This window comes from Streptomonospora nanhaiensis (assembly GCF_026642255.1).
Taxonomy (GTDB): Bacteria; Actinomycetota; Actinomycetes; order Streptosporangiales; family Streptosporangiaceae; genus Nocardiopsis; species Nocardiopsis tropica.
The window spans coordinates 5,888,244-5,911,796 of sequence record NZ_CP113264.1; the positions used below are offsets into that span (position 1 = coordinate 5,888,244).

Consider the following 23,553-nt stretch of genomic DNA (forward strand, 5'->3'; position numbering starts at 1 on the left):
GTCAGGCAAGGACTGTCCTGCCCCTGCACACCCGCGGCCAAACACAGGGGGCCGAGTTTTTTCTGCGGCGGAGCCCGCACCTGCGCGCGGCCCCGGCAGCGGCCCCGCGGCCCCGGAACGACGGAGGCGGCGCACGGGCCGCAAGCCCGGGCGCCGCCCCTCGTCAGCACGGGACCGGCGGGGATCAGACCATGTCCGCCAGGTCCTTGGCCAGCTGCCGGAAGGCGATCCCCCGGTGGCTGATCGCGTTCTTCTCCTCCGGGGTGAGCTCCGCCGTGGTGCGCGTCTCCCCCTCGGGGATGAAGACCGGGTCGTACCCGAAGCCGTGCTCCCCCCGGCGCTCGCGCGCCAGCCTGCCGCGGAGCACCCCCTCGGCGACCACCTCGGTCCCGTCGGGCATCACCAGCACGGCCGCGCACACGAACTCACCGCCGCGGCGCTCCGCCGGGGTGTCCGCCAGCTGGTCGAGGACGAGGTCGAGGTTGGCCCGGTCCTGGTCCCCCTCGCCGAAGCGGCCCGCCCAGCGGGCGGAGAGCACCCCGGGCATCCCCCTCAGCTCGTCGACGGCCAGTCCGGAGTCGTCGGCGACGGCGGGGAGCCCCGTGTGCGCGGCGATCGCGCGCGCCTTCAGCAGTGCGTTCCCGATGAACGAGGGCTCCGTCTCGGGCACCTCGGGCGCGTCCGGGAAGGCGTCGAGCGACAGCACCTCCGCGTCCAGGCCGGCCTCGGCCAGGATCGCGCGCATCTCCGGAACCTTCTTGGCGTTGCGTGTGGCCAGTACGAGCTTCACGGTTCCCCCTCCTCCGGGGACACCGCCGATACGGGTGCCGACGCTGTTCATCGGTGTCACTCGGCCAGTGCCTTCTTCTGGATCGCGGTCAGTTCCTCGCAGCCGGCGGCGGCGAGGTCGAGCAGCTGGTTGAGGAGGTCCCGGTCGAACGGCTCCCCCTCGGCGGTCCCCTGCACCTCGACGAACCTGCCGTCCCCGGTGAGGACGACGTTCATGTCGGTCTGGGCGACCGAGTCCTCCAGGTAGTTCAGGTCCAGCCTGGGCTGGCCCTGGACCACGCCGACGCTGACGGCCGACAGGGAGCCGGTCAGCGGGTTGTTCTTGAGCTTGCGGCGCTTGCGCAGGTACTTCATGGCGTCGGCCAGCGCCACGTACGCGCCGGTGATGGCGGCGGTGCGGGTCCCCCCGTCCGCCTGGAGGACGTCGCAGTCCAGGGTGATGGTGTGCTCGCCCATCGCCTTGAAGTCCACGACGGCGCGCAGGGAGCGGCCGATCAGGCGGGAGATCTCGTGGGTGCGGCCGCCGATCTTCCCGCGGACCGACTCCCGCGCCCCGCGGGTGTCGGTGGCGCGGGGCAGCATCGCGTACTCGGCGGTGACCCACCCCTCGCCGGTGCCCCGGCGCCAGCGGGGGACCCCGTCCTCGACTGTGGCGGCGCACAGTACGCGGGTGTCCCCGAACTCGATGAGTACGGAGCCCTCCGCCTGGCGCAGCCAGTTGCGGGTGATCGTCACGGGGCGGAGTTGGGTCGGAACGCGTCCGTCAGGTCGGGCCATGCCAAGAGCGTATATCCGAGGAGGGTCCGGCGGTGCTGGTGGGCACGAATGCCCCTCCTGTGCGACGCCCGCCGCGTTCCGCCGGCCGGTCAGCCGCCGATCGCGTGCACCTGGCCGCTGCGGGCCAGGCCGATCGGCCCCGCGAAGGTGGAGCTGGCCTCGGCGAGGGTGACCTCGTCGTCGTTCCACGGCACGAGGTGGGTGAGGAGCAGTTCGCGGGCCCTCGCGCGGTTGGCGTGGTCGCCCGCCTCGCTGCCCGTCAGGTGCATGTCCTTGGGGTGTTCCAGGTGGTCCTGGAAGGCCGCTTCACACAGGAACAGGTCGGTGTCGGTCGCGAGTTCGACCAGGGAGTCGCAGACGCCGGTGTCCCCCGAGTAGGCCATGGACGCGCCGCCGTGCTCCAGGCGGATGCCGAAGGCCTCCACCGGGTGGTTGACGTAGTCGACCCGGGCGGTGAAGGGGCCGATCTCCAGGGCGCCGGGGACGAGCTCGTGGAAGTCGAAGACCTCGGTCATGCCCGGGTCCGGTTCGAGCCCGTACGCCTCCGCGACGCGGTCGGCCACGCCCCTGGGCCCGTAGACCGGGATGCGGGGCTTGGCGCCCTCGGGGTGGAACATCCTCGCCACCCAGTAGGAGCACAGGTCGAAGCAGTGGTCGGCGTGCAGATGGCTCAGGTAGACGGCGTCGACGGAGTAGATGTCGATGTACCGCTGGAGTGCTCCGAGCGCGCCGTTGCCCATGTCGAGCAGGAGGCGGTAGCCGTCCGCCTCCAGCATGTAACAGGAGGCCGGGCTGTCCGGCCCGGGGAAGCTCCCCGAGGACCCGATAATCGTGAGTCGCACGTCGTCGTCGCCTTCTCGATGGGCCGCGCGGCGTCCTTGGCACCCCAGGCGTGTGGTGAGGAGTGCGGATGGCGGCTGGTTCTGCGGATGTCCCGTTGTTACGGGTCTACCCCAATGCCCGCCCGGGTGGTACAAAATGTGGCCCGCGTCTCACGCGACCTCGGTCACGTGTGAATTTTTCACACACTTTGACGCTTTCTGTCTTGTTTGTTCAGGGCGTGTTTCGGGCGTGTTCAGAACAGCAAGAGGGCCGGCACCCATCGCGGGTGCCGGCCCCCACCGCCTTCCGGCCCGGGAGGCGTCGGACGGCTCAGGCCCAGAGCTGGCCGTCGAGCCGGTCCTCCGCCTCCTCCAGGGTGCCCTCGTAGGCGCCGGTGGACAGGTACTTCCACCCCGCGTCGGCGATGACGAAGGCGATGTCGGCGCGTTCGCCCGCCTTCTCCGCCTTCGCGGCCACGCCCATCGCGGCGTGCAGGGCTCCGCCGGTGGAGATCCCGGCGAAGATGCCCTCCCGGTCGAGGAGCTCGCGGGTGCGCCGTAGCGCCGCCTCGGCCGGGACCGAGAAGCGGGTGGTGAGCACCGACTCGTCGTACAGTTCCGGGACGAAGCCCTCGTCGAGGTTGCGCAGCCCGTACACCAGCTCGCCGTACCGGGGCTCGGCCGCGACGATCCGGACGTCGGGCCGCTGTTCGCGCAGGTAGCGCCCCGCTCCCATGAGGGTCCCGGTGGTACCGAGACCGGCCACGAAGTGGGTGATCCCCGGCAGGTCGGCGAGGATCTCGGGGCCTGTGGTCTCGTAGTGGGCCCGCGCGTTCGCCGGGTTGCCGTACTGGTAGAGCATCACCCAGTCCGGGTTCTCCTTCGCCATCTCCTTGGCGACGCGGACGGCCTCGTTGGACCCGCCCGCCGCCTCGGAGTAGTGGACCTCGGCCCCCCACATGGCGAGCAGCTGCCTGCGCTCCGCCGACGTGTTCTCCGGCATGACGCAGACCATGCGGTAGCCGCGCAGCTTGGCGACCATCGCCAGCGAGATGCCGGTGTTCCCCGAGGTCGGCTCCAGGATGGTGCAGCCGGGGGACAGCAGGCCGTCCTTCTCGGCCTGCTCGATCATGAAGAACGCGGTGCGGTCCTTGATCGAGCCCGTGGGGTTGCGGTCCTCCAGCTTGGCCCAGAGCCGGACCCGGGGCGAGGGCGAGAGGCTCGGCAGGCCGACGAGCGGCGTGCCCCCGAGGGAGTCGAGCAGGGAGTCGTAGCGCATGCCCGGCCTAGCGGCTTCCGCCGGCGACGGCCGGCAGGACGGTGACGCTGTCGCCGTCGGAGAGCTCCGCCTTCAGGCCGCCGACGAAACGCACGTCCTCGTCGTTGAGGTACACGTTGATGAAGCGGCGCAGCTTGCCGTCCTCCACCAGGCGCTCGCCGATGCCCGGGTAGCGGCCGTCCAGGTCGGTGAACAGCTCTTCGAGGGTGGCGCCGGACCCCTCGACGACCTTGGCGTCGTCGGTCAGGTTGCGCAGGATGGTGGGGATGCGGACCTCGATGGCCATGAAGAGTGACTTCCTTCGCGGTGGTTGGTGTGCGTTCATTTCCAACAGGGGACGTCTCGCGGCCATTCCGGGGCGGGGCCCGCGAGACGCGGCGCCTACTGGCCGGCGCCCGTACCGGTGATCTCCACCGGCTCCTCGGTGACCTCGCCGTCGACGATCCGGTAGGACCGGAACTCGACGGTGTCCGGCTCACGGGTGGAGACGAGCACGTAGTGCGCGCCGGGCTCGGACGCGTAGGAGATGTCGGTGCGCGAGGGGTAGGCCTCGGTGGCGGTGTGGGAGTGGTAGATCACGACGGGCTCCTCGTCCCGGTCGTCCATCTCCCGCCAGACCTTGAGCTGTTCGAGGGAGTCGAACCGGTAGAAGGTCGGTGACCGCTCCGCGTTGGCCATCTCGATGAACCGCTCGGGGCGGTCGGACTTCTCGGGTCCGGCCACGACGCCGCACGCCTCGTCCGGGTGGTCGCGACGGGCGTGGGAGACGATCTTGTCGTAGATCGAGCGATCAATCCTCAGCATGCGACCAGGGTACCCGCATCCTGTTCCCTACCAACCGAATGGGTATTGTTAGCGGCCCCGGGAACCCCCGCCGTTCCGGGGCTGGTGGGGCGGCCTCCGTGGCCCATCGCACACGGATTAGGCTCGTGCCCATGAGCGACGACAGCAGCAGCGCGCTGCTCACCGACCACTACGAACTGACGATGCTCCAGGGGGCCCTGCACAGCGGCGCCGCCCCGCGTCGGTCGGTGTTCGAGATGTTCGCCCGGCGCCTCCCCGAGGGGCGGCGGTACGGGATCGTCTCCGGGACCGGCCGCTTCCTCGACCTCCTGGAGAGGTTCAGGTTCGGCACCGGGGAACTGGACTTCCTGTCCGACAACGGGGTGGTGGACGACCGCACGCTCGCGTGGCTGGCCGACTACCGGTTCTCCGGGAACGTGTGGGGCTACGGCGAGGGGGAGGCGTACTTCCCCGGCTCCCCCATCCTCGTGGTCGAGGGCACGTTCGCCGAGGCCGTGATCCTGGAGACCCTGGCGCTGTCGGTGTACAACCACGACAGCGCCATCGCCTCCGCCGCCAGCCGGATGTCGGCCGCGGCGGGCGACCGCCCCCTGATCGAGATGGGCTCGCGCCGCACGCACGAGCGGTCGGCCGTCGCCGCGGCGCGCGCCGCGTACGTGGGCGGGTTCGCGACCTCCTCCAACCTCGAGGCGGGGCGCACCCACGGGGTGCCGACCGGCGGCACCGCGGCGCACGCGTTCACGCTCCTGCACGACAGCGAGAGACACGCGTTCAAGGCCCAGCTGGAGTCCATGGGCACGGGGACGACACTGCTCGTGGACACGTTCGACGTGGAGCGTGCGGTGGCCACCGCCGTGGAACTGGCCGGCCCGGAGCTGGGCGCGGTGCGCATCGACTCCGGCGACCTCGGCGCGACCGCCTCCCGGGTGCGCGCGCAGCTGGACGCCCTCGGCGCGACCGGGACCCGCATCGTGGTGACCGGCGACCTGGACGAGTACTCGATCCTGGCCCTGGCCGTGGCGCCCGTGGACGGTTACGGGGTGGGTACCTCTCTGGTGACGGGGTCGGGGGCGCCGACGGTGTCCCTCGTGTACAAGCTTGTGGCGCGGGCCCGCGGACTGGAGCCGGACGCCCCCCTGGAACCCGTGGCCAAGCGCTCGGTGGGCAAGCCCAGCCGGGGCGGCCGCAAGTGGGCGTCGCGACGCCTGGACGACAAGGGGACCGCCGTGGCGGAGGAGGTGTTCCCCCACGACCCGTCTTCGGGCGTGGGGTTGCGTCCGCTGCTGCGGCCCCTGGTGTCCGAGGGCGTCGTGGTGGGACAGGAGAGCGTCCACGACGCGAGGGAGCGGCACCGCGCGACGGTCGCCGAGCTTCCCGAGCAGGCGCTCCGGATGTCGCGGGGCGAGGCCGCGCTGCCGACGGTCTTCCACTGAGCCGTTCCGGGAGACCGGCCCCTGAGTTCCGAGACCTGACCGACAGACGCGAGAAAGGGGTGCCGGGATGACCAGGGCACTCATCGTGGTGGACATCCAGAACGACTTCTGCGAGGGCGGGAGCCTGGGGGTGAGGGGCGGCGAGCGGACGGCGGCCGCCGTCACCGACCACGCCCGGGCCAACGCCGACTCCTACGACCACGTGGTGGCGACCCGCGACTACCACATCGACCCGGGACCGCACTTCTCCGAGAACCCGGACTTCGTGGACAGCTGGCCCCGGCACTGCGAAGTGGGGACTCCGGGGGCCGAGTTCCATCCGGAGTTCGACGCCTCGCTGGCCGAGGAGGTGTTCAGCAAGGGGCTGTACACAGCGGCCTACAGCGGTTTCGAGGGGACCGCGGGGGACGGGACGACCCGGCTGGCCGACTGGCTGCGCGAACGGGGGGTGGACGAGGTGGACGTGGTGGGGATCGCCACCGACCACTGCGTCCGCGCGACGGCGGTGGACGCGGCTGCCGAGGGCCTGCGCACGCGGGTCCTGCTCGGCCTCACCGCGGGTGTGTCCGGGGACACCGTGACGACCGCGCTGGAGCGGCTGCGCGCGGCCGGGGTGGAGCTGGAGGGCGAGCCGCTGGTGGGCTGACGCACGGGCGGGGGCGGCGCGGAGCGCCGCCCCCGCCCGCGTCCGGCTCCTCATCCGGCGTCGGGCAGCGCGCGGAGGATTCGCTCGGCGTGGGTCCAGAGCACGGCGCCGCCGATGCCCGGCACGATCCGGCGCCGGGCCCCCGGCACGCGCCGGGCGAGCCGGTCCCCGTTGTCCGGTGAGTGGGAGGTGTCCTGCTCGCCGTACCAGACCCCCACCGGGACGGTGATCCCGTCCAGGGCCAGGCCCCAGGGGCTCATCGCCAGGACGGTGTCCCTCGCGTACCCGGCCGTGCCCTGGGCGAACGCCTCGGCCATCGCCCCGCGGTAGGCGGACTCGAAGGCCGGAGCGCGGTACACGGCCAGGTCGGAGGCGGGACTCGCCGCCGTGACCATGTCCCACATGGCCTCCGGGCCCATGCCTTCCAGCAGGCGGGAGGCCTCCTCCGGATCGGACGCGACGAGGCCGACCATGGCCTTGGGGCCGTCCGGGAGGGCGTCCGGGACCAGGGCGACCTCGTCCGCGGCGGATACGACGGTGAGGCTCCGGGCAACCCCGGCGACCGCGCAGGCGAAGGCGAACGGGGCGCCCTGCGAATTGCCAACGACATGGGGGCGCCCGAGGGACCGCGCCGCGCACAGGTCGCGCACGTCGGCGGCGAAGTCCGCGAGGGTCCGCCCCGGCAGCGGGTCGGATGCCCCCAGCCCGGGGCGGTCGACGGAGACGAGCCGGAGCCCGAGGAGGCGGAGCAGGTGGGTCCCGAAGCCCAGTGAGCGGCCGGTGGCCGCACCGGGACACAGCAGGACCGGCCGGTCACGCGGGTCGCCCCACTCGCTCCAGGCCAGGGCGCGGCCGTCGGGCAGGGCGGTCCGTCCGGAGCGCTCGGGTGGTGCGGTTCCCAGTTGCATGCCGGGCATCCTAGACGGCGGGCCGCTCCGTGCCGCAGCAGCCCGGGCCGCCCCGACCCCGCCGGGACGGCCGCGCCGGGCCGGGAGGCCGCCGTCCTGCGGGAGACCGACCGCCTCGACCGGCGCGAGCGTCCGCGGAACCGTTCCGGGGACGCCGGACCCCCGCGTCCTGTCGCGCGTCAGGCGACGCCGACGGCGGCGCGCACCCGGTCGATCGTGGCGCGCGCACGCTCGCGGGCGCGCGCGGAACCGGCCTCCAGGATCGCGTCGATCTCGGAGGGGTCGTCCATCAGCTGGTCGTAGCGCTCGCGCTTGGGGCCGAGTTCGGCGTTGACCGCCTCGAACAGCTCGTTCTTGAGCTCGCCCCAGCCCATGCCGCCGGCCTCCAGCCGCCGCCGGACGTCGGCGACCTTGTCGGCGTCGGCGAAGTGGGCCAGGAGCTGGAAGGGCACCGAGCCGTCGGCGTCCTTGGGGTCCTCCACCGGGGTGGAGTCGGTCGGGATGCGGCGGATGGCCTTCTTGAGCTTGTTCTCCGGCAGGAACAGCGGGATGTGGTTGTCGTAGGACTTGCTCATCTTGCGGCCGTCGGTGCCGGGCAGGATGCTGCCGTCGCCCTCGTCGATGACGCCCTTGGGGACCGGGAAGGAGTACCCCTCGCCGAAGCGGTGGTTGAAGTACCCGGCGATGTCGGCCGTGTACTCGATGTGCTGGGACTGGTCGCGGCCGACCGGCACGTGCGTGCCCTCCATGACCAGGATGTCGGCGGCCATGAGGATGGGGTAGTTGTACAGCCCCATGTTGATCCCGGCGTCCAGGTCGCTGTTCCCGGCCGCGGTGTTGCGGTCCCGCGCGGCCTTGTAGGCGTGCGCGCGGTTCATGAGGCCCTTGGGGGTGAGGGCGCTCAGGATGGTGGTGAGCTCGAAGGTCTCGGGGACCTTGGACTGCTGGTAGACGACCGTGCGCTCGGGGTCGAGGCCGCACGCGAGCCAGGTGGCAGCGCCCGACCGGATGCTGTGGCGGAGCTCGGCCGCGTCCTTGACGGTGTTGAGCGCGTGGTAGTCCGCGACGAAGTAGTACGTGTCGTACTCACGGGCCGCGGCCAGGGCGGGCTTGATCGCGCCGACGTAGTTGCCCAGGTGGAATTCCCCGGTGGGCTTGATGCCGGTCAGGTAGGTGTTCGCTGCCATGTCCTCAGCCTAGCGGCGTTCGGGGGCGCTCCCCCGTACAGGTCCTCCCGGCGGCCGTCCCCGGACCGGGCCCCTCCCCCTCCGGGCCTGTGTGGTGTCCGGGGGCCCGGGGCGCATGCCCCGGGGCCCCGGACACGGCCGCCCGTACCGCCGGGTCAGGAGCGGAAGGCCGCCCAGTGCTCGACGATGCGCCGGGCCTGCCCCTCGGTGAAGTGGGTCATGCAGCCGTCGTCGCTGTAGTTCATGAAGTTGGTGACGGGGTCGTCGCCTTTCTTGCGGGGGCAGGAGTCCCTGCCGACCGGGCAGCCGGACGCCGCCTCGCGCTCGTAGGGGGTGTCGTCCACGTAGTCCCCGGGCGAGGCGCACCCGTTCTGGAACGTGTGGAACAGCCCCAGCCAGTGGCCGACCTCGTGGGTACCGGTGTGGCCGAGGTCGAAGCCGTCGCGGCCCCCGCCGGGCAGGGTGTCGTGGGCGAGCACGACCCCGTCCTGGTCGGGCGCCGCCTCGTAGTCCTGCGGGAAGGAGGAGTACCCGAGCAGCCCCGTCCCCAGTTGGGCCGTGTAGACGTTGAGCGTCCCGGCGCCGCCCCGGTGCAGCTCGGCCCGGATCGTGTCGCGGTACTCGTCGAACCGGGTGAACCAGGTGTCGTTCACCGTGCGGGTGGTCTCGGACAGCTCGAAGCGGAAACCGGTGTCGGCGCCGTCCGTCCCGTAGCCGCCCGAGAAGGCGGTGTTGAGGACCTCGATCTGGTCGTCGACACGGGCCTGCGGCACGTCGCCCCGGCCGTCCTCGGCGGAGATGACGTGCACCACGACCGGCACGTTCCGGGGCGCCTGCATCTCCTGGCCGCGCAGGGGAACGAGGGCCTCGCGGAACCGCCTGTCGTAGTCCTCGGCCTGCTGCGGGGTGAGCTCCCCTCCCTCGGGCACCGCCGCGTCGGGATCGCTCACGCGGGCGGCCTGGCCGGCGCGGCCCGGCGGGCACTCCTCCAGGAGGGAGCCCTCCTCCCCCGGGGCCAGGGTCCGGGCGGTCTCGGCTCCGGCCGGTTCGGGCGGCAGGCCCGCGACCGTCCCGGTCAGAGCGAGACCGCACATGAGCAGTCCGGTCCAGAGCGCGGCTGTGCCGCCGCGAGAGCTTCGTCGATTCACATCACGGAATGTAATCAAATGGGCACGTTATGCACAGCAGCCGTGCGCACGCTGACGAAGTGTTTGCCCTTTTCGGGACAACCGGGACTACTTGCCCCCGACCGCCCAGGTGCGGAGCTTGGCGATCCGCTCGCGGATCTGGGTCGGGGAGGCCTGCGCCACCGGCGGGCCCCCGCACGCGCGGCGCAGCTCGTTGTGGATGACCCCGTGCGGCTTGCCCGTCCGGTGGTGCCATGCGCCCACCAGCCCGCTCAGCTCGCGGCGCAGCTCCGCCACGACCTCGTGGGTGGGGCCCTCCTCCTCGGCCGGGTCGTCCTTCTTCGCCCTGCGCTCACCCGCGCGGATGTCGGCCTTGCGCTTGCGCAGGAGCTGGGAGACCTGTTGCGGGTCGAGCAGGCCCGGAAGCCCCAGGAAGTCCTCCTCCTCGGAGGAGCCCGGGACACCGCCGTACTCGGCCCCGTCGTAGAGGGCGCGGTCGAACTCGGCCGCCGACTCCATCGTCTCGAACGGCAGCTCCTCGCCGGCGTCCGGGCTGTCCCGCTTGCGGTTGGCCTCCTTGAGGAGGTCCTCCTCCGGGTACTCGTCGTCACCGGGCGGCGGCTTGTCCAGCACGTGGTCGCGCTCGCGCTCCATCTCGCCCGCGTACTCCAGCAGGGTCGGCACCGAGGGCAGGAACACCGACGCCACCTCGCCCCGCTGGCGCACGCGCACGAAGCGGCCGATGGCCTGGGCGAAGAACAGGGCCGTGCTGGTGGAGGTGGCGTACACGCCGACCATCAGCCGGGGCACGTCGACCCCCTCCGACACCATGCGCACCGCGACCATCCACCGGTCGTCGCCCACGGCGAAACGGGAGATCTTCCGGGAGGCCGTGGGGTCGTCCGAGAGCACCACGGTCGCGCCCTTGCCGGTGATCTGCCGGATGATGCGGGAGTAGGCGCGGGCGTTCTCGTGGTCGGTGGCGATGACCAGGCCGCCCGCGTCGGGGTGCGTCTTGCGGACCTCGGTCAGGCGCCGGTCCGCGGCCTGGAGCACGCGCTTGATCCAGTCGCCCTTGGGGTCCAGCGCGGCGCGCCAGGCCTGGGAGAGGGCGTCCTGGGTAAGGGGCTCCCCGAGTCTGGCCGCGAGTTCGTCCCCGGCGCGGGTGCGCCAGCGCATCTCACCGGAGTAGGCCATGAAGATGACGGGGCGCACGACCCCGTCCTCCAGGGCCGGGCCGTACCCGTAGTTGTAGTCCCACGAGCAGCGGCGCACCCCCGCCGCGTCGGGGACGTAGTCCACGAAGGGGATGGGGTTGATGTCGGAGCGGAAGGGGGTGCCGGTGAGGGAGAGCCTTTTGGTCGCCGGGTCGAAGGCCTCGCGCGCGGCGTCGCCCCAGGAGAGGGCGTCGCCCGCGTGGTGGACCTCGTCGAAGATCACGAGGGTCTTGCGCGCCTCGGTCCGGTTGCGGTGCAGCATCGGGTGCGCGGCGACCTGCGCGTAGGTGACTGCCACCCCGATGTACTGGCGGCCGAGCGCCCCCTGGCCGTTCTTGAAGTCGGGGTCGATGGCGATGCCGAACCGGGCGGCGGCCTCGGCCCACTGCTTCTTGAGGTGCTCGGTGGGGCACACGATGGTGATGGCCCTCACCGCGTGCCGGTGGAGGAGTTCCGTGGCCAGGGTGAGCGCGAAGGTCGTCTTGCCCGCACCGGGGGTCGCCACGGCGAGGAAGTCGCGCGGCTCCCGGCGGAAGTACTCCTCGAACGCCTCCCGCTGCCAAGCGCGGAGCCCGCGCAGGCGGTCCTCCGTAGTGGTCTGCGTCACCGTCATTCTCAGAACCGTCCCCCGTTGCTCACCTGCTAGAGGTTAGCGGTCGTGGCGGACCGGACCGGGAGCCCCGCCAGTGGTGCCGCCCACACGACCGCGCCGCGGCCCCGGGCCGGGCCCGGGGCCCCGCGGGCGGCCCGGAGCCGGGCGGACGTCAGCTCCCTGCCCCGGGGACCTCCGCCCCGGAGGCCCCCTCTTCCCCGGAAAGCCCTTCGGCCCCCGGGTCCTCGGAGACCTCTCCCGTGCCCGCCTCCCCGCCCGTGCCGACGCCCTGGGTGTCGACGGCGCCGTCGTTGAACGGCATGTGCGGGGAGATCGCCGGGAAGGCGAAGAACCACAGGAGCGCCGCGGCGCCGGCCAGCAGGCCGACCGCCATGATGAACTTGGAGGCCCAGGGGCCGGGCAGGATGCGCCAGATCAGACCGTACATTCGCGTTACCCCTACTCGGCCTCGGCGGTCTCGGGGGCCATGTGCGCGATCGAGTCGGGCATCCCCTCGGACTTGGGCGTGGTCTCGACCAGCTCACCCCAGACGATGAGCCGGTGCGTGTTGTTCAGCTTCGGCGCACAGGTGGTCAGCGTGATCAGGGACCGCTCGGGCTCCCCCTCGCCCGCCCCCTCGACGTCGTCGAACGGGTCCGGCTCGATCACCCACACGTCGGTGGGCAGGACCGTCTCCTCCTGGAAGACCTCGTACGTGTAGAAGTTCTCCCCGTCCTCCAGGACCAGCACGTCACCGTTGTCCAGCAGGTCCATGTCCCAGAACAGGCCCGGGGTCCGGTGGGCGGCGATCGCGTAGTTGCCCGCGCCGCCCGCGCTGCTGGGGTACTCGGTGTAGTGGCCGGGGCTGTAGCGGATGTCGTCGGGGGTGGTGCCGTTGACCACGACCCAGTCCAGGTCGAGGCTGGGGATGTAGAGGCGGCTGTCGGCGCTGCCGGGCAGCGGCTCGGAGTCCGGACCGGACTCCTCCGCCGTGGCCGCCCACGCCTCGTTCAGCCCGTCCGCCAGGCCCTGCTGTTCGCGGTCGGTCTCCCACTGGGAGCCGTAGACCTCGTACCCCGCGTAGAAGAGCATGAGCAGACCGGCCGTCAGGAGGATCTCGCCGACGAACCGGACGAAGCCGCGCACGACGTCTCCCGGGGTGGCCCTGGGCCGGGGCGCCCGGCGGCGTCGGCCGCCCGCGCTCCGTCCACGCCCCTCCCGCCGCTCGTGCGGGGGCTCTTCGTGTGGCTGCCGTTCAGTTGTGGACACCAATACGACCTACTCCTGTGGACGCTCTCATGTGCGCCGGACACCTACCGGAGGGGCACGACCAGCGGGACCCCGGTACGCGGGTGCGGCAGGACTTCGACCTCGTGCTGGTAGACGTTGCCGAGCAGGGACGCGGTGAACACGTCGGCGGGGGCTCCCTGCGCGGCGATCCGTCCTCCGGAGAGTATCGCCACACGATGGGCGTAGGCCGCCGCAAGCCCCAAATCGTGCAGGACCACGATAACCGCACCACCGTCCTCCGAGATCTGACGCGCGATGGACAGTACGAGTTCCTGGTGCCCGATGTCCAGGGCCGCCGTCGGTTCGTCGAGCATCAGCACCTGCGTGTCCTGGGCGAGGACACGCGCGAGCATCACCCTGGCCCGCTCTCCCCCGGAGAGCGTGGGGAACCGGCGTCCGGCCAGGTGGGCGACGCCCGTGCCGTCCATGGCCGCGGCGACCGCGGCGTCGTCGGCGCCGGGGGCGCACAGCCCCGCCCAGGGGGCCCGGCCCATGGCGACGAGCTCGGCGACCGGGAACGGGAAGCTGACCGACGCCTCCTGCGGGAGGACGGCCCGCCGCAGCGCGAGCTGTGGCGGGGTCCACTCCGGCAGGGGCCGGTCGAGGAGGAGCACGGCGCCCTCGTCGGCCTCCCCCCGGGCGGGCCCGCCGGTGACGTCGCCGGACAGGGCGGCCAGCAGGGTGGACTTGCCGGCCCCGTTGGGGCCCACCAGGGCCAGGAGCTCTCCGGCGCGCACCGTGAGGTCGACCCCGTCCAGGAGGGCGCGTCCGCCCCGGCGGACGGTGACCCCCTCGGCGCGGACCACCTCCGAGCCGGTCGCGGCGCGGACGGGGAGCGCGGGGGGACGGGACAGGGGGGCGAAGGCGGCGGAGACCCGCCGGCGCAGACGGGGAAGGGTGTTCACGACCATCCTCCCTGCTTGGCGCGGGTGCGGTGCAGAAGGTAGAAGAAGAACGGCCCGCCGAGGGCGGCGGTGACCACGCCGAGGGGGATCTCGGCGGGTGCGGCGACGGTGCGGGCGAGCAGGTCGGCGGCGAGCAGGAGGAGCCCTCCGCCGAGCGCGCTGGCGGGCAGCAGGACCCGGTGCCCGGGACCGGTGACCATGCGGATGATGTGCGGGACGACCAGGCCGACGAACGCGACGATCCCCGCGAACGCGACGGCGGCCGAGGTGAGCAGCGCCAGGGCGCAGATGAGGACGAGGCGCATGCGCTCGACGTCCACGCCCAGGTGGCGGGCGGGCCCCTCGCCGAGCGCGAGCAGGTCGAGGCGCCGGGCGTGGAGGGGGATCACGGCCAGTCCGGCCAGGAGGCACGGGGCGATGGCGGCGACCTTGGACCAGGTGGCGGTGGAGACGCTGCCGAGCTGCCAGAAGGTGATGGTCTGGATCTCGGCGTCCTGGGAGAAGTTGGTCATCAGGCCGATGGCCGCTCCCGCCACGGCGTTGACGGCGATGCCCGTGAGGAGCAGGGTGACGACCTCGGTGCGGCCGCGCGAGCGCGCGAAGACGTACACGAACAGGGTCGTGGCCAGGCCGAACACGAACGAAGCGGCGATGATCGTCCAGTGGCCGAACACGGTCAGGCCCGTGAAGACGACCGTGATCGCGCCGACCGCCGCGCCGGAGGAGACCCCGATGACGCCGGGCTCGGCGAGGGGGTTGCCGAAGATCCCCTGCATCATGGCCCCGGCGGCGCCGAGGGCGGCGCCGACCATGACCGCCAGGACGACGCGGGGGAAGCGCACGTCCCACAGGACGGTCCGGCCGATCCGGTCGGGGGGTGTGCCGACCTCCAGCCCGACCGCGTGCAGGACCGAGGAGGCGACCTGGCCGGCGGGCACGGGGTAGGCGCCGGCGCCGGCCGCGACGAGCGAGACCGCGACCAGGCCCGTGCCGAGTCCGGCCAGCAGGAGCACGGCCCGGAGGCGGTGTGCGGCGCGCCCCCCGGGTCCCGGCGGGGGGCCGCCGTCCACGCCGACCCGTTCGGGGGCGGTGGTGTCGGGGGCGGTCACCGGCCCTCCCCCTCCGCCTGGAACGCGGCCAGTTCGTCCGCGAGGGCCGCGACGACCTGCGGCGTGCGGGGGCCGAAGTTGAGCAGGACGCCGTCCTCGAAGTCGACGACCGCCCGTGCCGCGCCGGCCGGTGTCTGGGCGACACCGGGGATCTCGACGAGCCCGTCGACGCCGCCCACGGACTCCAGGCCCTGGGTCATGACGAGGAGCACGTCGGGCTGGGCCGCGATGAGGGCCTCCGTGGTGATGGGGGTGAACGGTGTGGTCAGGCCCATCTCGACCCCGGCGTCGCGCGCGCCGGTCTCGGCGAGCACGGCGTCGGCGCCCGAGCCCTCGCCGCCGAGGAGGTAGACCCCGGCCGTGCCCCGCAGGTAGAGGAAGGCCACGAGCGGGCCGTCGCCTGAGCCGTCCGCCTCCTCCCGGACCTCGGCCATCTGCGCCCGCGTGCGCTCGGACAGGGCCGCGCCGTCGTCGGGGACCCCGAGGGCCTCCGCGACCCGCTCGAAGCGCGGGTACATCTCGTCGATGGACCAGGCCTCCTCGACGATGACGACGGGGACCCCGGACCTCTGGATCTGCTCGACGGCCTCGGACGGGCCCGTCTGGGTGTCGGCGAGGATCACCGTGGGTTCGAGGGCGAGGACGCTCTCGGCGGAGACCTCGTGCCCCTCGCTGATGACGGGGAGGCCGGCGGCCTCCTCGAACGTGGCGGCGACGTCGCGGCCGACCACGTTGTCGCCGAGGCCGAGCGTGAAGACGATCTCGGCGAGGCTGCCGGTGAGCGGGAGGATGCGGCTGACGTCGTCGACCTCGACCTGCTCGTACTCCAGGGGGTCGGAGCTCGTGCGGTACGGATCGAGGACGACGGAGTCGACGGTGACGGGGAGCTCGGGCTCCCCGGTGCCCTCCAGCGGCTGGAGGCGGTTCTCGGAGAAGTCGGGGATGTCGGCGGCGCCGTCCCCTCGCGAGGGGGCCTCGGGCGCACCGCCTCCTCCCACGGCGCAGCCGGCCAGCGCGAGGGCGCAGGCCGCGGCGAGGACCGGGACGGATCGTGCGTGCGGGCGGTGTCCGCGCGGGCGGCGCCGCGCGTCGGCGAGTGGCATGGGGGTCGCTTTCGGTGGTCCGTGTGCCGGGTGCACGGGCGGGTGTCGCCGGGGAGCGGGGAGGCGACAACGCCCTTTATATGACACTTCGTCATCATCTTGACAAGCCCGATGCTTCGGTGTTCAACTGTTCCGGCGCGGACTTCGAGTTAGGCAAGGCTCACTTCACAAAGGTAAGCATAACCTAAAGAACTCTCCCCACCTCACGCGGAGGGCGGTCTCCCACCGCCCCGCACGAAGCGAAGGCCTCTGATGCAAGCAGCGGTTTCCCCCAGCCCGGGCCACGGGCGGCGCCGCGGGCTCGTCCCGCCCCTCGCAGCCACCGCCGTCGCGGCGGTGCTGTCCACGACGGTTCCGGCGGCGGCGCTCGCCGAACCCGTCCCGTCCCCGGACGGCGAACACGGCCGCCCCCGCGTCACCACCGTGGACCGGACCGGGGGCCTCGACCCCGCGGGCGACACCGTCACCGTCTCCGGGATCGGCCACGCGCCCGGCTCACTGGTCGAGGTCGCCACCTGGGCCGTGCCGGCCGGTTCCGCGGACACCCGTGCCGCCGACGACGGCGCCGTCCCCGACGACGGCAACGCGGTGACGGTCGAGGTCGGCTCGCGCGGAACCTTCACGGTCGCCCTCGACACCGGGGCGGGGTTCGCCGCCGGGGCCGGCCTGGACGCGGAGGAGGACCCGTTCGAGATCCGCCTCCTGGAGCTCGCACCCGCCCCCGCCGGGGACGCCGGCGCGGCCGCCGGGGGGACCTGGGCGCCCGGCCCGGCGGAGGACACGGGCGGGGGCGCCGGGGAGGACGCGTCCGGGGACACCGGCGGGTCCGCGCCGACCGCCTCCCCCGGTGCGGGGACGAGCGTCTCCGAGGCCGTCCCGGAGGCTCCCTCCGCCCCGGTCGTGGTGGGCCGGGTCCCGGTGGCCTTCGCCGTCACGGGCGCCGTCCCGGAGACGGCGCCCGTGACGGTCCCCCAGGCGGAGCCGCGGGCCCGGCCCGCCGCCCCGCAGGCCCCCGCCCCCCGGGAGCCCGGCACCCCCGCGCTGACCGTCTCCAGGACCTCGGGGCTCGACCCGGCCGGTGAGACCGTCACGGTCACCGGCACCGGCTACGACACCTCCAAGGGCGTCTACGTCGCCCTGTGCGACACCAGCTCGGCCGGCCCGGCGCAGGCCCCCGGACCGTGCATCGGCGGCGTGGACATGGACGGCTCCGGCGGCGCATCGGTGTGGGTCTCCAGCAGCCCCCCGCCCTACGGCGAGGGGCTGACCACCCCCTACACCGGCAGTGGCGCCGACGGCGGCTTCAGCGTCCAGCTCGAGGTCCGGGCCGGTGACGAGAACACCGACTGCACCGCCTCCGGCACGGAGTGCGCGGTGGTCACCCGCAACGACCACACCCGGTCCAGCGACCGCGGCCAGGACGTGTTCGTCCCGGTCTCCTTCGGCTCGGGCTCGGGTTCAGGTTCGGGTTCGGGCGACGGCGGCTCCGGTTCCGGTTCCGGCGGCGGAGCCGGGAACTCCGGCGGCGGAGGCGGAGGCGGAGGCAACGGTGACGGCGGGAACGGCTCCCCCGGCCGCCTCCCCCGAACCGGCGCCGAGCTCCACGGCCTCGTCCTGGCCGCCTCGGTGGCCGCCCTGGCGGGCGCCGCGGCCCTGTTCGCCACGCGCCGCCGGCGCGGGAACGACACCGCGACGGACCCGGCCGCCGGCTGACCGCCCCCAGACCCCCCACCGGCGGGCCCCGCCGCCCCCGCTCGGCAGGGGCCGCCGACCCGCCGGCCCCCGGCACGCGCCGGGGGCCGTCCCCTCCACCCATCCCCCTCACGATTGGACCGACGAATCCCATGACCACGACCACGACAGGCGGGAGCGGAGCCCCGGGCAGAGCCCGCCGGGCCCTGCGCGCCCTCACCGCCTACGCGGGTGTCGCCGCCCTCGGCGCCTCGCTCGCCGTCGCCGCGGCGCCGGCCTCCGCCGACGAGACCGTGCCCCTCGAGGGGGGCTCGGCCGCCTGGGGCGTGAAGCAGTCCTTCCGCAACTACATCTCGGGGCCGATCGCCCACGGCGGCTACGAGGCCTCCGACGGTGCGACGGTGCTGGCCGACGGCACCGTGGACTTCCCCACGGCGGGCGGCTCGGTGTCCAAGGAGGACGCCTCCGGTGAGGTGGACTTCGCCGGGACCGTCGTCTTCAGCGGCCACGACTACGGCCGGGGCCCCGTCCTGGAGGTCCGGGTCTCCGACCCGCGCGTGGTGTTCGACGGCGACGCCGCCACGGTGTACGCCGACGTGACCAGCCGCGAGTTCGGCGGCGCCGACCCGAACCTGCCCCCGGGCGACCTGGTCGGGTACGGAGAGGTCGCGGTCGCCGAGCTGACCGGCGCCGAGCTGACCGTCGAGGGCGAGGAGATCGCCTTCGCCTCCGCCGCGGCCACCCTGCACGCCGACGCGGTCGAGCCGTTCGCGAGCTTCTACGCCGCCGGGTCCCCGATGGACCCGCTGTCCTTCACCGCCGGCATCGCGGACGTCACCGACCCGGGCGGGCCCGACCCCGCCCCCCGGGTCACCGTGGCCCCGGACTCCGGCCTGGACCCCGAGGGTGACACCGTCACCCTCGAGGGCGCCGGCTTCCGCCCGGGCCAGGGCGTCTACGCTGCGCTGACCGCCCTCCCGCGGTCGGCCGACTCCTTCCCGGCCCACTACACCGGAGCGGTGTGGCTGCGCGGCGCCACCGCCCCGGGCGAGGACGGCGCCTTCAGCACCGAGGTGGCGGTGACCGGCTCCTACGACAAGGACGGCACCACCTACGACTGCGTCGAGTCGCAGTGCTACGTGGCGGTCTTCAACGACCACACCGACATCGCCAACCGCGACCAGGACGTGTGGACGCCCGTCTCCTTCGCCTCCGGGGAGGAGCCCACCGAGGAGCCGACCGACCCCACCGAGGAGCCGACGGACCCCGTCGACCCCACGGACCCCGACGGCCCGCTGACCGTCCACAACGGCCGCGCGGACTGGGGGGTGAAGGAGTCCTTCCGCGACTACATCACCGGCAACATCGCCCACGGTGAGATCAGCACCCGCAACGGCGCGACGACGAACGAGGACGGCACCTACGCGTTCACGAACGGCAGCGGCGAGGTGGACCTGTCCGCGTCCACGGCCGACATCGGCTTCGAGGGCACCGTCGTCTTCGAGGGCCACGTGTACGACGGGGCCGACCCGCTCCTGCACATGACGGTCAGCGACCCCCGCGTGGAGATCGAGGACGGCGCGGGCGTCCTGTACGCCGACGTGGTCAGCAAGTCGCTCGCCGGCGAGGAGCTCGTCTCCTACGAGGACGTCGCGTTCGCCGACCTGGACCTGTCCGGGGTGGAGTACGAGCTCGCGGACGGCGTCCTGAGCTGGGACCCGATCCCCGCCTCCCTGACCGCCGAGGGCGTGCCCGCCTTCGCGGACTTCTACGCCGAGGGGGCGGCGCTGGACCCGGTCGCCCTGACGGTGAGCGTGGACGAGGCCGTCACGGTCCCGGGCGGCGGCGACGGCGCCGGGGGCACCCCCGGCGGTCCTGGCGACGGCGGGGGTGACGGCGGCGGCGACGATCCCGGCCTGCCCAACACCGGCGCCGCCCTCACGGGCCTGCTCGCCGCCGCCGCGGTGGCCGTGGCCGCCGGCGGCACGGCCGTGTACGCCGCCCGCAGGCGCCGCGCCCCGGTCCCCGAGGACGCCGCCTGACCCCGGAGCCGCCCTGCGGGCGCCCGGACCGGAGGCCCTGAGCGGGCACGGCCCGGGCGCCCGCAGGGCCGCGGAGCGCGTCCGCCGGAGAGCGGGGGCACGCGCGGCGGCCCGGGGCCCGCGGAGAGCACGAAGGCCTTGGCACGTTCGCGTGCCAAGGCCTTCCGTGTGGCGCCCACCGCGTGGAGGCGACGTGGAGACGTCCTACTTCATCATCTCCTCGTAGGCCTTCTTGCAGTCGGGGCACACCGGGAACTTCTTGGGGTCCCGGTTGGGGACCCAGACCTTCCCGCACAGGGCGATCACGGGGTTGCCGGTGACGGCGCTCTCGGTGATCTTGTCCTTCTGCACGTAGTGGGCGAACCGCTCCCGGTCCCCGCTGTCGTGGGAGATGTCCGGCCTGGTCTCGCTGTCAGGAAGGACCTTGTTGAGGATGTCCATCGCCATCGTGCCTCACACCTTTCGACGTCTGCGTTCCACGGTATAGGGTGCCGCACCCACACCGGTGGGCGCTCAGTTCATGGTGGGATCGTCCGGGTAGGTGGACAGGAGTGCCATCCGCCCGCCCTGGCGCCGCAGCACCCGGGCCCACAGGCCCTCGGGGGACGTGGTGAACACGTCCGAGGGGACCGCGTCGACCACGAACCACGCGCCCTCGTCGATCTCCTCCCGGAGCTGGCCCTCGCTCCACCCGGCGTAGCCGGCGAACACGCGGAACGCTCCCAGGGCCGTCCCGAGCACCTGCGGGGGACCGTCCAGGTCCACCACGCCGACCGCGTCCAGGCCCAGCCCCGGGGCGAGGCCCTCCAGGGGCGCCCAGCCCGGAGGCGGCTCCCCGACCCCGGCCGCGCCCAGGGCTATCCCGGAGTCGGCCCCGACGGGGCCGCCCGAGAACATCACCGCCGGTTCGCTCGCATAGGCGCCCCAGTCGGTGACGACCTCGTCCACGGCCATACCCAGGGGGCGGTTGAGGATCACCCCGAGTGTGCCGTCGGCCGTGTCGTCCACGACGAACACCACCGAGCGGCGGAAGGAGTCCTCCTGGAGGAGGGGGGCGGCCACCAGGAGCCGCCCGGTCATAGTCGACTGGTCCATGCTGCACCTCTACCCCGGAACAGCCGCCGATCCGCCCGTGTTCCCAGGCCGTTACACGCCCGGGTCCACCGTTCCCTCCCGCGGGGCCCCGCCCCCGGGTCCGGCGTCACTGGACCTGGTCGCGCAGCCCGCGCTGGGCGACCTCGCGCACCGCGGTCGCCACGTGGGTGGACAGGTCGGAGTGGAACACGCTGGGGATGATGTAGTTCGGGCCCAGCTCGTCCTCGCTGACGACGTCGGCGAGGGCCTCGGCCGCGGCGACCATCATGTCGGAGGTGACGTGGTGGCTCTGGGCGTCGAGCAGCCCGCGGAAGAAGCCGGGGAAGACCAGGACGTTGTTGATCTGGTTGGGGTAGTCGCTGCGGCCCGTGGCCACGACGGAGGCGTGCAGGTGCGCGACCTCCGGGTCCACCTCCGGGTCGGGGTTGGCCAGCGCGAAGATGATCGAGTCGTCGTTCATCTCGGCGATGTCCTCGCCCTCGAGCAGGTTGGGGGCGGAGACGCCGATGAAGACGTCCGCTCCGGCGACGGAGCCGCGGAGGTCGCCGCTGTAGCCCTCGGGGTTGGTGTGCTCGGCGATCCACCGGAGGTTGGGGTCCAGGTCGTCGCGCCCGGTGTGCACCGCGCCGCGGACGTCGCTGACGATGATGTCGCGGGCCCCGGCGTGCATGAGGAGCTTGAGGATGGCGGTGCCGGCCGCGCCCGCGCCGGACATGGCGATGCGGACCTCGCCGAGCTTCTTGCCGACGACGCGCAGGGCGTTGCGCAGGGCGGCGAGCACGACGATGGCGGTGCCGTGCTGGTCGTCGTGGAAGACGGGGATGTCGAGCAGCTCGCGCAGGCGGGCCTCGACCTCGAAGCAGCGGGGCGCGGAGATGTCCTCCAGGTTGATCCCGCCGAACCCCGGGGCGATCACCTGGACGGTGCGGACGATCTCGTCCACGTCCTGGGTGTCCAGGGCGATGGGCCAGGCGTCGATGTCGGCGAAGCGTTTGAACAGGGCGGCCTTGCCCTCCATGACGGGCATGGCGGCCTCGGGGCCGATGTTGCCCAGGCCCAGGACGGCGGACCCGTCGGTGACGACGGCGACGCTGTTGCGCTTGATGGTCAGGCGGCGGGCGTCGTCCTTGTTCGCGGCGATGGCCTGGGAGACGCGGGCGACGCCGGGGGTGTAGGCCATGGAGAGCTCGTCGCGGTTGCGCAGCGGCACCTTCGACTTCATCTCGATCTTGCCGCCCAGGTGCATGAGGAAGGTCCGGTCGCTGACCTTGTGGACGACCACGCCCTCGACGGCGCCCAGCGCGTCGACGATGGCCTGCGCGTGCTCGGTGTCGCGGGCGGCGCAGGTGACGTCGATGCGGATGCGCTCGTGCCCGGCCGCGGCCACGTCCAGCGCGGTGATCATGCCGCCCACCTGCTCGACGGCGTTGGTGAGGCTGCCGACAGCGCTGCCCCCAGCATCGAGTTCGAGGCGGACGGTGATGGAGTACGAAACGCTGGGAAGGGTGGCCACGTGTTGCTCCTCGGCTCTGGCTCGGTGTTGTGCGCCCGTCGGGCACGCGGACGGCCCCTCACGGGGACGCGCTGCCGGCGTCGGGGGACCCTCCCGCCGCGGGGCCGCGCCGCGCTCTCGCGGCCCGGCCGGGGCCCGGTGCGGTAGGCGCGTGCGCGGGGCGGCGCTCGCGTCCCGCCCGTGTGCGGGGCGAGGGTGTCCTGCGTGTCCGGTTCGCGCGGTCCCACCGTGGTGGCGGCCGCACGCGGACCTCGGTTGCGGGTGGGGGCTGGTCGGGACCCGGAACCAAGTCGCCTTACCTTACCCGAGTCAAGCGCCCACCGTCAGCACAAGGTGACAATTACCGCGATGGTAAAAAAACGCACAAATTACGACGAATCAGAAGTGTCGTCGGGGCGTCGGCCGGCCTGGGGCGGGAGGTCCCCGGCGGGGGCCGCCCGGTGCCCGGCGGCCCTCACGACGAGGTCGGTACAGGCTTCCAGGGACAGCGCCGAGGTGTCCAGGACCAGGTGGTAGTGGCGCGGGTCGGCGGGGTCGGCGCGGTAGAAGCGGCGCACGTACGAGGCCCGGGCGCGGTCGTTGTCGTCCAGCAGCCGCAGCGTGGGCACGCCCTCCCCCCAGCCGTGCCCGGAGCACTCCTCCCGGTCGCCCGCCTCCCACAGGGCGCGGGCCCTGCGCAGGCGCGCGTCGCGGTCGCCGTCCAGGCGCACGTGCAGGGCGGCGGGGTGGTCGGCGAGGACGACGGCCCCGGCGCGCCCGAGGACGACGCCGCCGCTGTGGGCGACCTCGCCGATGACGAGTTCGGTCTGCTCCACGAACTCGTGGTCGTAGAGGAGGCGCCCCTCCTCGTCGGTGGTGCCGATGAAGGCGGTGTCGACGCTTCCCAGCGTGACGGTGGGAAGGCGTGCGGCACTGGCGAGGAGGCGTTCGAGCCCTCCGGGGGCGCGGTCGTCGCGCTGGAGGACCTCGTCCAGGGAGCAGCCGATCTGGGCCGCCACGGCGCTGGGGATCGCGCGGTCGAGGAAGGCCACGCCCAGCCGTGCGGAGACGGCCGGCCCCACCGCGCTGCCTCCCGCGCCGTAGGTGGCCGAGATCGTGACCACGGGCTCGCCGGTCCTACGGGGGTCGTCGTCGCTCGCCATGGGACACCTGCCGGGTCGACCTGCGGGCCGTGCCGGCCCGCCTCTTGCGGACTCTTTACCCAGGCGGCGGCGGACCACCCGT

At 73.2% G+C, this 23,553-nt stretch carries 23 protein-coding genes; 4 read left to right on the forward strand and 19 right to left on the reverse strand.

Annotated elements, in window-relative coordinates; genetic code table 11:
* Positions 1–184 precede the first annotated feature (184 nt).
* From rdgB to OUQ99_RS25375, 6 genes are all read right to left on the reverse strand, one after another.
* Positions 185–790, reverse strand: coding sequence for an RdgB/HAM1 family non-canonical purine NTP pyrophosphatase (rdgB, locus tag OUQ99_RS25350; protein WP_267946293.1), 606 nt, complete (start codon positions 788–790; stop codon positions 185–187).
* Between the two features lie 56 nt (positions 791–846).
* A complete protein-coding gene (gene rph / locus OUQ99_RS25355; protein ID WP_267946294.1) occupies positions 847–1,566 on the reverse strand; it encodes a ribonuclease PH in 720 nt (239 codons plus the stop codon).
* 89 nt (positions 1,567–1,655) lie between these two features.
* Positions 1,656–2,408, reverse strand: a complete 753-nt coding sequence (locus tag OUQ99_RS25360) for an MBL fold metallo-hydrolase (protein WP_267946295.1) — start codon at positions 2,406–2,408, stop codon at positions 1,656–1,658.
* Positions 2,409–2,718: 310 nt separating this feature from the next.
* Positions 2,719–3,666: a PLP-dependent cysteine synthase family protein gene (locus tag OUQ99_RS25365; RefSeq protein ID WP_267946296.1), complete on the reverse strand. Its 948-nt coding sequence runs from the start codon at positions 3,664–3,666 to the stop codon at positions 2,719–2,721.
* 7 nt (positions 3,667–3,673) lie between these two features.
* Complete coding sequence (locus tag OUQ99_RS25370; protein ID WP_267946297.1) at positions 3,674–3,952, reverse strand: MoaD/ThiS family protein; 279 nt, start codon at positions 3,950–3,952, stop codon at positions 3,674–3,676.
* Positions 3,953–4,047: 95 nt separating this feature from the next.
* Positions 4,048–4,470, reverse strand: a complete 423-nt coding sequence (locus OUQ99_RS25375) for a M67 family metallopeptidase (protein WP_267946298.1) — start codon at positions 4,468–4,470, stop codon at positions 4,048–4,050.
* Between the two features lie 131 nt (positions 4,471–4,601).
* Here OUQ99_RS25375 and OUQ99_RS25380 point away from each other — a divergent pair, with 131 nt between their 5' ends.
* Positions 4,602–5,903, forward strand: coding sequence for a nicotinate phosphoribosyltransferase (locus OUQ99_RS25380; protein WP_267946299.1), 1,302 nt, complete (start codon positions 4,602–4,604; stop codon positions 5,901–5,903).
* Positions 5,904–5,970: 67 nt separating this feature from the next.
* Positions 5,971–6,549 (forward strand): nicotinamidase, encoded by a 579-nt coding sequence (locus tag OUQ99_RS25385; RefSeq protein WP_267946300.1) that lies wholly within the window; start codon positions 5,971–5,973, stop codon positions 6,547–6,549.
* Positions 6,550–6,599: 50 nt separating this feature from the next.
* Here the strand turns inward: OUQ99_RS25385 and OUQ99_RS25390 are convergent, their stop codons facing one another.
* The 9 genes from OUQ99_RS25390 to OUQ99_RS25430 all read right to left on the reverse strand — a co-directional run bounded on the left by OUQ99_RS25390 (position 6,600) and on the right by OUQ99_RS25430 (position 15,987).
* On the reverse strand, positions 6,600–7,457 hold the full coding sequence (locus OUQ99_RS25390) for an alpha/beta fold hydrolase (RefSeq protein WP_267946301.1): 858 nt from the start codon (positions 7,455–7,457) through the stop codon (positions 6,600–6,602).
* 179 nt (positions 7,458–7,636) lie between these two features.
* Positions 7,637–8,644 (reverse strand): tryptophan--tRNA ligase, encoded by a 1,008-nt coding sequence (locus tag OUQ99_RS25395; protein WP_267946302.1) that lies wholly within the window; start codon positions 8,642–8,644, stop codon positions 7,637–7,639.
* Positions 8,645–8,799: 155 nt separating this feature from the next.
* Positions 8,800–9,738, reverse strand: coding sequence for a zinc metalloprotease (locus tag OUQ99_RS25400; RefSeq protein ID WP_267950492.1), 939 nt, complete (start codon positions 9,736–9,738; stop codon positions 8,800–8,802).
* A gap of 141 nt (positions 9,739–9,879) precedes the next feature.
* Positions 9,880–11,601 carry a DEAD/DEAH box helicase gene (locus tag OUQ99_RS25405; RefSeq protein WP_267946303.1) on the reverse strand — a complete coding sequence of 574 codons (1,722 nt, stop codon included), beginning with the start codon at positions 11,599–11,601 and terminating at the stop codon, positions 9,880–9,882.
* Positions 11,602–11,752: 151 nt separating this feature from the next.
* A complete protein-coding gene (locus OUQ99_RS25410) occupies positions 11,753–12,028 on the reverse strand; it encodes a hypothetical protein (RefSeq protein WP_267946304.1) in 276 nt (91 codons plus the stop codon).
* A gap of 11 nt (positions 12,029–12,039) precedes the next feature.
* Entirely contained in the window at positions 12,040–12,726 is a 687-nt protein-coding gene (locus OUQ99_RS25415; protein WP_267946305.1) for a class E sortase, read from the reverse strand.
* Positions 12,727–12,893: 167 nt separating this feature from the next.
* Entirely contained in the window at positions 12,894–13,775 is an 882-nt protein-coding gene (locus tag OUQ99_RS25420; RefSeq protein WP_267946306.1) for a heme ABC transporter ATP-binding protein, read from the reverse strand.
* Entirely contained in the window at positions 13,772–14,845 is a 1,074-nt protein-coding gene (locus OUQ99_RS25425) for a FecCD family ABC transporter permease (protein ID WP_267950493.1), read from the reverse strand. The genes OUQ99_RS25420 and OUQ99_RS25425 overlap by 4 nt, the downstream gene beginning before the upstream one ends.
* 35 nt (positions 14,846–14,880) lie before the next feature.
* Entirely contained in the window at positions 14,881–15,987 is a 1,107-nt protein-coding gene (locus OUQ99_RS25430) for a heme/hemin ABC transporter substrate-binding protein (protein ID WP_267946307.1), read from the reverse strand.
* Positions 15,988–16,239: 252 nt separating this feature from the next.
* Between OUQ99_RS25430 and OUQ99_RS25435 the strand changes: the two genes are divergently transcribed.
* Together OUQ99_RS25435 and OUQ99_RS25440 are read left to right on the forward strand one after the other, a co-directional pair.
* Positions 16,240–17,700, forward strand: coding sequence for an LPXTG cell wall anchor domain-containing protein (locus tag OUQ99_RS25435; RefSeq protein WP_267946308.1), 1,461 nt, complete (start codon positions 16,240–16,242; stop codon positions 17,698–17,700).
* Positions 17,701–17,831: 131 nt separating this feature from the next.
* Complete coding sequence (locus OUQ99_RS25440) at positions 17,832–19,721, forward strand: HtaA domain-containing protein (RefSeq protein ID WP_267946309.1); 1,890 nt, start codon at positions 17,832–17,834, stop codon at positions 19,719–19,721.
* A 204-nt stretch (positions 19,722–19,925) separates the two neighbouring features.
* On the opposite strand, the gene OUQ99_RS25445 is transcribed toward OUQ99_RS25440, so the two are convergent.
* From OUQ99_RS25445 to OUQ99_RS25460, 4 genes are all read right to left on the reverse strand, one after another.
* A complete protein-coding gene (locus OUQ99_RS25445; RefSeq protein WP_267946310.1) occupies positions 19,926–20,168 on the reverse strand; it encodes a DUF3039 domain-containing protein in 243 nt (80 codons plus the stop codon).
* A 66-nt stretch (positions 20,169–20,234) separates the two neighbouring features.
* Positions 20,235–20,816: a YqgE/AlgH family protein gene (locus OUQ99_RS25450; RefSeq protein WP_267946311.1), complete on the reverse strand. Its 582-nt coding sequence runs from the start codon at positions 20,814–20,816 to the stop codon at positions 20,235–20,237.
* A gap of 106 nt (positions 20,817–20,922) precedes the next feature.
* Positions 20,923–22,329 (reverse strand): NAD-dependent malic enzyme, encoded by a 1,407-nt coding sequence (locus OUQ99_RS25455; protein ID WP_267946312.1) that lies wholly within the window; start codon positions 22,327–22,329, stop codon positions 20,923–20,925.
* Positions 22,330–22,697: 368 nt separating this feature from the next.
* Complete coding sequence (locus tag OUQ99_RS25460; protein WP_267946313.1) at positions 22,698–23,471, reverse strand: AAA family ATPase; 774 nt, start codon at positions 23,469–23,471, stop codon at positions 22,698–22,700.
* Positions 23,472–23,553 lie beyond the last annotated feature (82 nt).